Annotated in this window: 8 protein-coding genes and 1 tRNA gene; 5 read left to right on the top strand and 4 right to left on the bottom strand. The window is 40.5% G+C overall.

What is annotated here, in order from left to right; translation table 11 throughout:
• The first annotated feature begins 31 nt into the window (after positions 1 to 31).
• Entirely contained in the window at positions 32 to 1,270 is a 1,239-nt protein-coding gene (locus tag FC093_RS15960) for a nucleoside recognition domain-containing protein (RefSeq protein WP_137262805.1), read from the top strand.
• 185 nt (positions 1,271 to 1,455) lie between these two features.
• Here the strand turns inward: FC093_RS15960 and FC093_RS15955 are convergent, their stop codons facing one another.
• Both FC093_RS15955 and FC093_RS15950 read right to left on the bottom strand, forming a co-directional pair.
• The gene (locus tag FC093_RS15955; RefSeq protein WP_137262804.1) at positions 1,456 to 1,845 is read right to left on the bottom strand and encodes a hypothetical protein; all 390 of its coding nucleotides are present in this window, start codon (positions 1,843 to 1,845) and stop codon (positions 1,456 to 1,458) included.
• Between the two features lie 416 nt (positions 1,846 to 2,261).
• Positions 2,262 to 5,882 carry a chemotaxis protein CheB gene (locus FC093_RS15950; RefSeq protein ID WP_137262803.1) on the bottom strand — a complete coding sequence of 1,207 codons (3,621 nt, stop codon included), beginning with the start codon at positions 5,880 to 5,882 and terminating at the stop codon, positions 2,262 to 2,264.
• Positions 5,883 to 6,700: 818 nt separating this feature from the next.
• Between FC093_RS15950 and FC093_RS15945 the strand changes: the two genes are divergently transcribed.
• The 3 genes from FC093_RS15945 to FC093_RS15935 all read left to right on the top strand — a co-directional run bounded on the left by FC093_RS15945 (position 6,701) and on the right by FC093_RS15935 (position 10,118).
• Positions 6,701 to 6,774, top strand: a tRNA-His gene (locus FC093_RS15945).
• A gap of 64 nt (positions 6,775 to 6,838) precedes the next feature.
• Positions 6,839 to 7,387, top strand: a complete 549-nt coding sequence (locus FC093_RS15940) for a hypothetical protein (protein ID WP_137262802.1) — start codon at positions 6,839 to 6,841, stop codon at positions 7,385 to 7,387.
• Between the two features lie 115 nt (positions 7,388 to 7,502).
• Positions 7,503 to 10,118, top strand: coding sequence for a TonB-dependent receptor domain-containing protein (locus FC093_RS15935; RefSeq protein ID WP_240743329.1), 2,616 nt, complete (start codon positions 7,503 to 7,505; stop codon positions 10,116 to 10,118).
• 295 nt (positions 10,119 to 10,413) lie between these two features.
• On the opposite strand, the gene FC093_RS15930 is transcribed toward FC093_RS15935, so the two are convergent.
• Complete coding sequence (locus FC093_RS15930; protein WP_137262801.1) at positions 10,414 to 10,926, bottom strand: TspO/MBR family protein; 513 nt, start codon at positions 10,924 to 10,926, stop codon at positions 10,414 to 10,416.
• A 150-nt stretch (positions 10,927 to 11,076) separates the two neighbouring features.
• Between FC093_RS15930 and FC093_RS15925 the strand changes: the two genes are divergently transcribed.
• Entirely contained in the window at positions 11,077 to 12,009 is a 933-nt protein-coding gene (locus FC093_RS15925) for a TIGR01777 family oxidoreductase (protein WP_137262800.1), read from the top strand.
• Between the two features lie 13 nt (positions 12,010 to 12,022).
• Here the strand turns inward: FC093_RS15925 and FC093_RS15920 are convergent, their stop codons facing one another.
• The gene (locus tag FC093_RS15920) at positions 12,023 to 13,312 is read right to left on the bottom strand and encodes a bifunctional folylpolyglutamate synthase/dihydrofolate synthase (protein ID WP_137262799.1); all 1,290 of its coding nucleotides are present in this window, start codon (positions 13,310 to 13,312) and stop codon (positions 12,023 to 12,025) included.
• Positions 13,313 to 13,331: the final 19 nt, after the last annotated feature.

Genomic DNA, 13,331 nt, shown 5'->3' with positions numbered 1-13,331 from the left:
CTTTATTTTAGCCACCATTCAAACTTCTCCTATGGCGCTCAACATTGTGTGGATGGCTTTCTTCATTATCGCTTTTTTCATTGCTTTATATAAATGGATTTGGCTTGGCGATACTACTATTTTTAAGACCCTTACAGATGGCTTGTTTGATGCAGCCAAAACATCCGTTACCGATGTTGCTTTTCCACTCGCAGGCACGATGGTTTTCTTCCTGGGTTTAATGAATATTGCAGAGAAAGCCGGTGCTATCCGCTGGATGGCTCGTTTACTCAACCCGTTTTTAAAGCGTTTATTTCCGGAGGTGCCCGACAATCATCCGGCAATGGGAGAGATGGTGATGAACTTCAGTGCCAACATGCTTGGCTTGGATAATGCTGCTACCCCATTTGGATTGAAGGCAATGCAAAGTTTGCAATCGCTTAATCCTTCTGCAGATAAAGCAAGCGATGCGCAAATCATGTTTCTGGTGTTGCATACAAGTGGCTTAACCTTAATTCCTTTATCTGTTATTTCTTACCGCGTGGCGGCCGGCTCTACCGATGCAACAAGTGTTTTTATTCCTTGTGTGGCAGGTACAGTGGTAGCTACTTTAGCTTCTATTATTATAGTTGGAATAAGGCAAAAATTAAAGTGGGATGCGGTGTTGCTTGCCTGGTTGCTGACTATTGCAGCTATTATTGCAGCACTTTTATTACTTGTAAGTACATTGAGTGATGCTGCGCGTAATATCTTCACCAATATCTCCGGTAATCTGATATTGCTTACTATTATTATCCTCATTATTGCAGGCGGTGCCTACAAAAAAGTATCGGTGTTTGATACATTTATTGATGGTGCCAAAAACGGCTTTGATGTGGTACTTAAAATCATACCCTACTTGGTTGGAATGCTGGTTGCCATTCGTGTGTTTCGCGATAGCGGTGCATTAGGGTATCTTACCGATGGCATTGCTTATATCATTCATTTAGCTGGCTTGAATACCGATTTTGTACCGGCATTGCCCGTATCTATCATGGTGCCCTTTAGCGGCAGCGGCGCCCGCGGACTGATGCTGGATATTTTTAAAAACCCGGCGTATGGTCCCGATTCTTTCGTGGGTAAAATGGCAAGTGTATTAAGAGGTTCTGCCGATACTACTTTTTATATTATTGCTTTATACTTTGGCAGCGTAGGTATCAAGAATGTGCGCTATGCAATATGGGCAGGCATTGCAGCCGATTTGATTGGGGTAATTTCCGCTATTTGTATCGGGTATTTATTCTTTCATTAATGATATTGCCACGAAGGAACAAAGGCACAAAGTTGTATCAACTGTATTATTTACGTGCTTTGTATTCTTGTATCGCAGCGTAAATATTTAAATATAATTAACCTTATCATCTTCGTGGCTAAACAGATTAAAAACAAAAAGTGAGGTCTGCAGCCTCACTTTTTACTTGCTATGTATGTGAATATTTATTTGGTAAGTGTGTAAGTAATATCTTCGGGTTGTCCTTCGTGTGCCGGATCAAGCATTACCAGTTTACTATTTGTTAATTCCTTTACTTCGGTAACACTGCCATCTACTTTTACGTGTGTAGCATCTATTATTTCATAATCTACCGTTTGCTCGTAGCCATCCACACTCGACGACATGGTGCCGTCTTCTTTAAATTCTACAAAGTCACCATTTTGTCCGGTGTAAGTATAAGGCTCGGCGTCGGGCTCAATAGTAAGTATAGAACTTACATTCCATCTGCCTTTGATAGAGGCATTATCGGCAGGCTTGTCGCCTTTGTCTTTACTGCACGAAGCTGCAAAAAAGATAACTGCTATTGCCAGCACCAACATTCTAACATGTTTCATAATCTGTGTGTTTTTTTCAGGGTTTAGGTTGAATTGTGTACTGCAAAAATAGATGGCTGATGAAGCTGTTTCAATAGCATAAATATGTGATGCCGGAGCAGGAGTATTGCTTTTATAAAGAAGTAAGCGTTCAGAGATATTAATCTGAAATTGGTAAATAGCTATGTATTTTACCAATAAATTTTCATTACCTATCAAACAGGATTTACGTGGAAATAATGATAATTGTGAAGGCGCAAAGACACCAGGAAGAATAAAGCTGTATTATATCTTATTTTTTAAACAACTAAATTTTAGGTAGCGCCTCAGTTTGAAATTTAATACTTGACCTCACAATAAAGAATAATATCTGTTACTCCTACGATGCAGGACAATCTATTGAGCTAAGAGTTTCATAGGTAGAGAAACGTACAATTCTAATCACCTGATGACCTTTTTAGGGGTATGGTAAAGTAAAATGTAGATCCCTCTCCAACCATGCTTTCTACCCATATACGTCCATGATGGCGTTCAATTATTTCCGCGGCAATAAATAGCCCAACCCCTAAGCCGGGATAATGAGTTGTTTTCTCAGCCTCTCTGTAATACTTCTCAAAAATATTCTTTTGATTATTGGGGTGAATACCAACACCATGGTCTCTTACTGAAAACAGTAATTCATCATTGCTATCCCCAACATGTATTTCAATCTTTTCAGACGATTGAGAATACTTAACAGCATTAGTTAATAAATTGGTGATCACCTGTTGCAGGCGTTCATAATCTGCATGTATTGTAGTACCGGCATTACCTGTAGCCGTTATATTGTATTTAGGGTGTGATGCACGTATAAAGTCAATTGTTTCAATAAACAGGTCTTCAAAATTGAATTCAGTGATATTCAGGGTCATTTTGCCATTCTGCAATTTGGTCGTATCCAGCAATTGTCCAATCAACTGGTTTAGCTTTTCAATGGAGACCTTGGTTTTATGCAAAAATGTAATGATCTCTTCGTTGCCGTTTTCTTTAAGAAGGTCTTCTAATAACTGCACATAAGCTTTTGCAGTGGTTAAAGGAGTCTTTAATTCATGGCTGGCAATAGTTATAAACTCATCTTTTTTTTCTGCTATTTTTTTCTGGTCATCTATATCTGTACAGGTGCCAATATATCCGGTAAAATTACTACTTCCATCATAAGTAGGTTTTCCCTGATTAAGCACCCATCTGTAAACGCTGTCATACCGTTTCAAACGATATTCTATGGTGAACGGCTGTTGACTATCAAACGATTCATTATATGCTGTGAGATAACGCTCTACATCTTCCTTTTGAATAGCCTTCATCCAATCATTTTCCACGTTTTCGGAAGCGGTATTGCCTGTAAAGGCATACCAGGTATTATTGAAGAAAGTTATTGTCTTATCCTTTCCCGCCACCCAGATCATCACCGGAGCATTATTAGCCATATTGTTAAACCATTCCTCTCTTTCCCGGATTATTTTCTCTGCCTCCACATGCGCAGTAATATCCTGTATAGCTAAAAAGATCAGTTCCTGGCTATGTATCTTTTGCGATAACAACTTTGCATTGAGCATCATAATTTTATTGCCTATGCGGGGAAACTCATGTGTTACTTTAAAATTATAGATTTCATTTCTCTGTGGTATAACCTGTAGCAACAATTCTTTTAGCCGCGGTATCTTCCATTGACCATTACCCAAATCAAACAGGTAAAAGCCTTCTGTTTCTTCCGGGCTGGTTTTAAAAAGGGCATAAAAGCTCTGGTTAGCTGATCTCACTACCAGGTTTTTATCAAGCACAATCATCGCTTCAGCAATAGTTGCTACGATGCCATCTGTATAATTCTGTAATTCATTCAACTGCTCATTGCGCAGCATCAACTGGTCGTTAATGGTAGCAAGCTCTTCATTGGTTGATTCCATTTCTTCCTTTGAAGTATGCAACTCTTCATTAATTGTTTGCAGTTCTTCATTGGTTGAAATAATCTCCTCATTAGCCGTTTGTAATTCTTCTATAGCACCTTCCCGCTCTTCAATAATGGTGGTCATGTCTTCCTTTATAACCAGAAGCTCTTTTTCCAGTTCCTTTTCTCTTCCGCTTTTACGTTTATTAGTAGCAGGTTCTGACAAGGCACTGGCTGGTGTATTTTTGAATAATACCAAATAATACTTTTCATCGGGAACGATATGTAGCGGTACTACTTCTATATCACACTTGTAGCTAACATCCTGGAATTTAAATTCCAGTCCTTCCTTTTTAGCAGCCTGACCGCTTCTCATAGATTTAAAAACAGCATTCCTGAGTTCAACTTTTAGCCCGGTACGTGCCATTTTCAACAGGTTAAAGGAGGCTGCTCCCTGTGCTGGTTCCAGGTACAGGCTGGTTGACCCCCGGAACTGCAATATTTCCATTTCTTTGTTGATGACCACGTTGGAAGGAATAAATTGTGTCAGCAGCAGGTGATCTACAGCCAGGTTTAAAGGAGCTGCACCTGGAATGCTGTTTATTTTCTGCTTTTCTTCGCTATCCTGTACCCGTAAATTATCGTTTAAAAAGGTTTGGTTTAGTAACAAAGCCCGTTTGTAAAACTCTTTTATATAAATATTTGCCTTGAATTCATTACCTACATATTTAAAGTATTTAGTAGCGTTGCCAATGGTTTCAGATTTGCCTAATACCAGGTAGCCATCGTTTTGCAGCGCATAATGAAAAGTATGTATTACTTTGTGTTGTCCTTCCGCTTTTAGATAAATCAGGAAATTACAGCAGCTAATGAGATCCAATCTTGAAAAAGGAGGATCAGTCAAAACATTATGCCTGGTAAACAAACATAGTTCCTTGATTGTTTTTTTAACCCGGTAGCCTACATCTATGGCATCAAAATACCGCGTAAGCAGTGGTGGCGGAATATTGTCCACTTCATTTTTTGAATAGACGCCTATTCTTGCTTTTTTTATACAGTTTTCGCTTAAATCACTTCCAAAAATTTGTATCACAGGTTTCTGCTTATGGGTATTTGTTGTTTCTAACAACAGCATAGCCAGCGAATACACTTCCTGACCTGCTGCGCAGGCAGGCACCCATATTCTGATAGGTTCGTTATTCTTTTTATTTTTTAGTATGTGTGGCAGTAAAGTGCTGCTTACATATTCATTTGTTTCAGGTTCTCTGAAAAACCTGGTAACATTTATCAGTAAGTCATCGTACAGAAGGTTCAATTCTTCCCTATGCTCTTTAAGATAGTTGTTGTAATCTTTAAATGATTGCAGGTTTATAATCAGCATGCGGCGTATCATGCGCCTGTATACACTTGTCTCTTTGTAAAAATTAAAATTAACGCCTGCATATTCTTTCAGTTGTTTAAAAATATGCTGCACCTCTTCATCGTTGTTATCCTTCTCTTCACCAGCATCGTCCAGGCTTTTCCGTGCAAAAGGATTTCTGCTAATCTTTATTAATTCTTTGGCAATGTCTTCGGGGCGGAGCACCAAATCTACTACCCCTTCCGCAATAGCACTTTTAGGCATGCTCTGGAACTTGGCGGAATCATCCTGAACAATGGTTAATCCGCCTGCTTCCCTGATTGCTTTCAACCCTGCTGTGCCATCTGTAGCAGCGCCGGAAAGCACTATTCCAATAGCGTCGCTGCCTTTTACTTCAGCCAGTGAAATAAAGAATTTATCAATGGGCATGTTCAGCTTTGCAGTCCTGGGAGCTAATGTAAGATGACCATCTATAATTTCCATGTCTTTACCGGGCGGGATGATATAAACAACATTAGGCTCCACCAGTACCCGGTCTGTTACTTCCTGTACCGTCATTTTGGTATGTTTACCAAGAATGGAAGACAGCATGCTCTCATGCGTGGGGGCAAGATGCTGGATGATTACATAAGCCATGCCTGTATCTGCTGTAAGCACACTGAGTAATTGTACGATGGCATCTAAACCTCCGGCAGAAGCGCCCAAAGCAACAACAGGAAGGGCAGCATGATTGGTAATAGGTTGTTTTTCCGGTTGATCGTTAGGTGTGTTCATAAGATTAGGTAAAGAAACGTGGAAACAAAATTGAAACCGAATTTAATTTATTATCAAAATCGCGGATACCGGAAGTTGATTTATTAATAAATATAAATGATTTTATCTGTGTCTATGAGAATATAGATATTAGTGGTGTTCGCAGCAGCATTAAAACTTAAACTCCCGTTAAAATAAACAGTATATAAATGTAAAATATGTTTATAAGAATGTTGCATCAGTTGTAATAAACAAAGTGCAGGGCTATTGCGCGGTCGAGCATTAAATTTCAAACTGAGACACTACCATATTAGCCTTACTACACGGTTACATAAATTAATTTCAACCTTAGTAGGGAATACACCGATGCTCCTGGAATCATTGCCAGCCAGGCCATTCATCTAAAACAGAGATGCAATTAGTGTAAGTGGAGGCGCATGCCCGGACGGATGCGCGGAGCGATCATGCAATCCTTGAACCCACGGAGTGGCTCATTGAGGCAAAAGAAAATAGTAGTTCACGAAATAACTAAGCGCAGCGCTCTTATGAATACCATTGGTAAAACATCAGTACATTCATACTTTTTGGTTACTTTTTTATCAAGAAAAAAGTGACAAATAAGAACTCACTGTGAGAAGTCAAACTTTCAAAACCTTTAGTGTGTACACCTGCTCATAAAGTGAACAATTTTCTGTAACAGTGTATATAAACAGTGCAAAAATCAGCCAAACATCAGAATACCTTTCTATAACGTAATGCCTCCACGGTTTAAAAGAAATTTTTAGCAACAAATCATTTGTTTTACAGCAAAATCATTTTACATTTGCAGCCCTTGTACGGAGATTGTAGCTCAGTTGGTTAGAGCGTCGGATTGTGGTTCCGAAGGTCGTGGGTTCGACCCCCATCAGTCTCCCACACATAGTAAAAGCCTTGTAAATACAATATTTGCAAGGCTTTTTTACTGAATGCAATTATTTATGACAAATACTTTGTTATACTTATTACCCATTATTTCAGCCTTCACCGGCTGGCTGATAAGCCGTTTAGGAATCAGTTTATTCTTCAAACGTTTGCAGGCGCAGCAAAAAACGTTAGCAATGCAGGCAGGGAGTTACGTGGCTGCCGGTTTTTCGTTCGATGAGATAGCGGCCAAACTCACCAGCAAAGAAGCGATTGAAAAAATACTGCCTGTTGCCGAAGAGCACATTGACCACTTTTTACGGGTGAAATTGCCTGCTGCCATGCCTATGCTCACTATGTTCATCAGCGACAAATTAGTGGCAGATATGAAAGCCATATTTATGGCCGAATTGAAAGAACTTTTTCCAACCATTATCAATCAATATTTATCCAATGCAACGTCGGCAATAGCGATAGATAAAATAGTTGCAAACAGGCTGGAAGCTATTGATATCAATAAAGTTAAATATGCATTGCGAAGCGAATTGAACAAAATAGCGTTTTTCGGTGCGCTTATCGGCTTCGTTACCGGCGGCATTCAGATTTTCTTAACACGGATTGCCTAAACTAAGCAGGGTATAGCCGAAAACTTTCATACAGCATTATCCGTTGCTCAAACTTTGCGGTGATTCTTGTATGATGGCTAAAGTTATATAAGTAATCACTATAAAGAAACCCTGTATGAAATACCTTTTATTACTCTTCTTATCCCTTTCCTGCCTGCTTTCCATTGCGCAGCCTCCGGGCGGCGGGCAACCCAGAGGCAACTTTGCGCCTATGGCTAATAACGGACATTTTTTTGGTAAAGTAGTGGATGCCAAAACCAATAAAGGTTTAAATGGCGCTACCGTATTGCTGATTGCTTCCCGGAAAGACAGTACGGGTAAAACGCACGACATGCCCGTAGCTACTGTACTTACGGAGCCTAACGGCGATTTTAACCTCGACAAACTGCCGGTTCGCGGCAATTTTACACTGCATGTATCCAACATCGGGTACACCGATTTTACAGATAAAGTTTCTTTTTCAGCCGGCTCCTTCGATAAGGACTTGGGCAACATCAAACTCGAACCTTCTGAAACCAATTTGGCCGGTGTTACCGTTACTACGAGTGCCAAACCATTTTTTGAAATGGGCGTGGACAGAAGAGTATTTAATGTGGATAAAAACATCGTTACTACCGGACAAACAGCTACCGAAGTAATGAAGCAAATACCATCTTTAAACGTGGATATTGATGGCAATGTAACGCTGCGCAATGCCGCACCAACCATATTTGTGGATGGTCGCCCGACAACCTTAACGCTCGACCAGATACCCGCAGACATTATTGACAAGGTAGAACTGATCACCAATCCTTCTGCCAAGTACGATGCTTCGGGTGGTAATGCCGGTATATTGAATATTGTATTGAAGAAAAATAAAAAGATAGGCTACAATGGTAATATACGTGTAGGTGCCGATTCGAGAGGAAGAATGAACGGCGGTTTCGATATCAATGCCCGCCAGAATAAGGTGAATTTTTTCCTAAGTGGAAACGTAAACCAGCGCAAATCTTCTTCTACCACAGATGTCTTGAGAAACAATTATATCAATGGCACAGCGGATAATATTCATCAGTACAGCGATGGTACGATGAATGGTTCGTTTGCCTTTGTGCGAGGCGGATTTGACTATTTTATCGATAACAGAAATACGCTCACCGTTTCGGGCAGTTATGTAAATGGCAATTTTAATAACGCTGAAAACCAGACTATTGATAGTGTGGTAAGTGACGCATTTACTACCAAAAGCCTCCGCGATGCCATTACAAAAAGAAGCTTTCATAACACAGGCGCGCAACTGGGGTATAAACACAATTTTGCAAAAGATGGTCACGACCTTACTGCCGATGTTAATTACAATTATAGCAACAGCAACAGCGATGGCAACTACGATACGCGCTATTTTGCACCCGATGGTGCCCAGAAATATACGCCTTACCTGCAACGCATTGGTGGTGGTGGGTATAACAGATTTGTAACGGTACAAAGCGATTACGAAAATCCGGTAACGGACAAAATAAAAATAGAAGCCGGCGTGAGAGGTGCTATCCGCAATTACGAAAACGAGAACATACAGGAATACTATGATACGAGTGTAAAAGGGTATGTAACGCTTGCCAACATTAGTAGCCGCTACAAATACACCGACCAGGTGTATGCAGGTTATGCTACTTATAGCATGAAGCTAAAGAACTTCAGCTATCAGGTTGGTTTGCGGGCTGAAAGCTCTAACTACAACGGCACTTTGCTGGGCAAAGATTCCGGGTTTAAAGTGAGCTATCCAATCAGCCTTTTCCCAAGTGCATTCCTTACGTTCCGGTTGAGCGATAAACAGGATATGCAGGCGAATTACTCACGGCGTATCAACCGCCCCAACTTTTTCCAGTTGCTGCCGTTTATAGATAATACCGATCCGCTGAACCTTTCTGTTGGTAATCCGGCACTAAAACCTGAGTTTACCAATGCTTTTGAAGTGAATTACAGCAATGCTTATACAAAAGGTGCCAACCTGCTCATTTCAGTTTATTATAAACATTCCGATAATCTCATCACCAACTATATTTACCGCGGATTGAACCCGGATAAAACAATTAATAAAGCAGATAGCGTTTATTTCAGCACGTTTGTAAATACCAATAGCAGCAGTACTTACGGACTGGAATTTACCAACAAAATTTTGCTGGCAAAAGTTTGGGACATGACTGCCAATATCAATTTGTTTAACTCCAAAATTAATGGCAGCAACCTAACGAATGATGTAACGGTAGAGCGCTGGAGCTGGTTTGCCAAGCTAAACAACAACATCAAACTGCCTGCAGGTTTTTCTATACAACTCTCCGGCAATTATCAGTCTAAAACAGTATTGCCGGCTTCTTCGGGTAGCGCACGCAACGAAGGCTCGGGCGGTCGTGGTTGGGGACCTCCACCCATGACCTCGGCACAGGGCTATATTTATCCGCAATACAGCTTTGATGCAGCGATACGCAAAGACTGGAACTGGAAAGGTGGCAGCGGTGCTTCCATTACACTTAGCATCAACGACTTTGCACGTACGCAACGCTTTAAAACCTATTCTGAATCGTATTTTTCGCCTACCGAATACTTTTCGCAAATTGCAACCCGCCGCAGAGACCCGCAGGTGGTGCGGCTTAACATTAATTATCGTTTTGGAAAGTTTGATGCTTCCTTATTCAAGCGCCGCAATGCGCCGTCAGGTGCTCCTGCCGGCACGGAAATGATGGGAGGTGGATAAGCAATATTTTCATTAAAATTTGTTAGATTATTAAGCCTTGCAGGGTAATGCAAGGCTTATTTTTTGTGGTAAGGTATTTATCTTCTTTGATGTTCTTGCCGGCATTATAATTATTTAGCGTTCTCGCCGCCGTTGATGTTCCCCACCAACAGCAGATTATTTGCCCGCGAAGGACACCGCTAAAGGCGGAATATATTGTTGATAACAGAGCGGGCTCTTTAGTTAGTATAACTGTTTGTGAATCTACCAAAGCGCCTGTTCTGTTATTGTATAATTTTATCTATTAATGCAGCTTTCACGGGTTGAAATGAAGTACAGGATCATTGTTTTTTAATGCCTGATAAATGGCTATTGTACTGGCAAAAGAGGTCCAGCCAAGCAGCGGTAAATAGAGTAATGAGAAGCTCTTATTACTTTTTCTGCTGATAATAAAACTGCTGGTTGCAAGTGCTGCATCAGTTATGGTCCATAAAGCAGCAAGCACCGTACTTTTCCTGTTGAAATAGATATAGTTGAATGAAAAGAAAATGATCCAGATGATTGCCTGTTCAATCAATAGCTTTTTCTTTTTATCAATATCCTTACGGTGTAGTAGTTGCTCTAACGCTTTTAAGAGAAAAAAATTGTTGATTGTCCATGCCGGTGCAAACAACCAGCCCGGTGGCGCCCATGGAGCTTGTTTTAGTTCTTTTTCATATAATTTTCTTTCTTGGCTATTGGGTTTTCCCGACGATAGTCCACCAATTGCAGAAACCACAACAGATGCAAATGCTAACTGCCACCACGAAAATCTTTTATTGTATCTCATTTTTGTTTTTATGGAAGTGGATTAAAAACAATGCCAGATGAAATACCGTTATATAAAGCAGGCATTAAACAATAACTATTATCTCAATTATCTTAAGAGAAGAAGTAGTTACCTTTAATTTTACTGCTTAGCTTTATTTTAAGCATTAACATGAAAACAGTCATCATCACAGGTGGTACAGGATTGATAGGAAAGCAGCTCACTGCGTTGCTCATTAAAAAAGGATATAATGTTATCATTTTCAGCCATAGCCGGCAAGATAGCAATATGCAAAGCAACCCTTCCATTGCACATTGGAATATACACACCGGTGAGATAGATACAACAGCCATTGCAAAAGCAGACTACATCATTCATCTTACTGGTGCGGGCGTAGCAGATAGGCGCTGGACAAAAGCCAGAAAAAAAGAAATTGTAGAGAGCCGTACAAAGAGCAGCGCTTTACTGGTAAAAGCTTTATCCGAAACCGATAACCATATCACTGCCGTTGTAGCTTCCTCTGCTATTGGCTGTTATGGGCCAGATAGTTATACTTCACGCAAAAATGGCTTTACTGAAGATGAACTTTCTTCCAATGATTTTTTGGGCGAAACCTGCCGTCTTTGGGAAGAAAGCATAGAGCCTGTGAGAATGCTTGGCAAGCGATTGATTAAGCTGCGCACGGGTATTGTATTAAGTAACGAAGGCGGTGCTTTGGCAGAATTTAAAAAGCCTTTAAAAGCAGGTATTGCAGCTATATTGGGCAGTGGCAGCCAGGTAGTAAGCTGGATACATATTGAAGACATTTGTCGCATGTATCTTGCCGCCATACAAAACGAAAAAATGAATGGCGTGTATAATGCAGTGGCACCAGCGCCTGTAACTAATAAAGAACTCACGCTTGCGCTGGCAAAAAAGATGCGTGGCAATGCTTATTTACCCATACATATTCCGGCATTTGCACTCCAACTGACGCTTGGCGAAATGAGTGTGGAAGTACTTAAAAGTACAACCGTAAATGCTGATAAAATATTGCAGAGTGGCTTTTCATTTTCTTATTCCACCATTGAGGCGGCGTTGGTGCAATTGATCCAAAGAAAGTAATATTTATTACGTATTACAACTCTACTTCTGCTACTAGAAATACGCTGCCGCAAACCAGTACTAAATCATCTTTATGCGCATGAGTCAGCACTTCCTGTAAGGCTGCATTAACGTTTGGATACGTTGCACCATGCAAGCCTAAGGAAGCTGCAATAGCCTGCAATTCTTCTTCGGGCAAAGCGCGCGGCGTTTGTGCTTTGGTAAAACAGTAATGCGCGGTTTTGGGTAAGTAAGATAATGATTTACTTATCTCTTTATCTTTTACCATACCAACAACGATATATAACTGACGGTAGGTTGCCAGTTCTAATTGTGCTGCCAGCTGCTTCATACCATCTTCATTATGCGCCACATCCACAATAACGGCAGGCTGCTGATGAACCACTTCCCAGCGGCCATGCAAGCCGGTTAATTTTTTTACATGCTGCAAAGCCGTTGCAACGTGTTGGTGTGTGATAGAAAAGCCTTGCAATTGTAACTGATGAACTGCTTCTAAAACAGTAAGAAGATTTTTTCGTTGATAGATACCTGGCAGATCAAGTAAATAGGTATTATGTTCATCCGTTTTCTTGTCTGCTACGGTTAGTTTCAATTGATGATGCTGATAAGTAAATTCAGTGATAAATCTTTGGTCTTCAGCATATAGGATGGGTGCAGCTTTTTGCGCAGCCATTGTATCAAAAACAGCCTTGGTTTCACTAACAACTTCACCAATTACTACCGGCGTATTTTGCTTGATAATGCCTGCTTTTTCAAAAGCAATTTCGGGCAAGGTATTGCCCAGAATATTCATGTGGTCATAGCTGATATTGGTGATAATACTGAGTATGGGCTGAATAACATTTGTACTGTCCAACCTTCCGCCGAGGCCGGTTTCAATTATGGCAATATCCACCTGTTGCCGGGCAAAATATTCAAAAGCCATTGCTACCGTAATTTCAAAAAAAGATGGTTGAATACTTTCAATTAACGGCTTTACTTTTTCTGTGAATTGTACCACGAAATCTTCTTCGCACAGTTGCCCGTTTACTTTAATTCTTTCCCTGAAATCTTTTAAATGTGGTGAAGTATATAAGCCCGTTTTGTAGCCTGCTGTTTGCAATATGGCTGCAAGCATGTGGCTTACCGAGCCTTTGCCATTAGTACCGGCAACATGAATGGATGTAAACTGCTGTTGTGGGTTGCCCAGCGCTTCGCAAATTTGTACCGTATTGGTTAAATCTTTTTTGATAGCTGTAGCACCCAACCGGCTGAATAGTGGCAACTGATGATATAAATAAGCAATAGTTTGCTGATAATTCATGTTCGCAAAGATGCAACTA

Source organism: Ilyomonas limi (assembly GCF_005233845.1).
Classification (GTDB): domain Bacteria; phylum Bacteroidota; class Bacteroidia; order Chitinophagales; family Chitinophagaceae; genus Ilyomonas; species Ilyomonas limi.
Note: the sequence above shows the minus strand (reverse complement) of the source record. Positions and strands in the feature narration are given on the sequence as shown.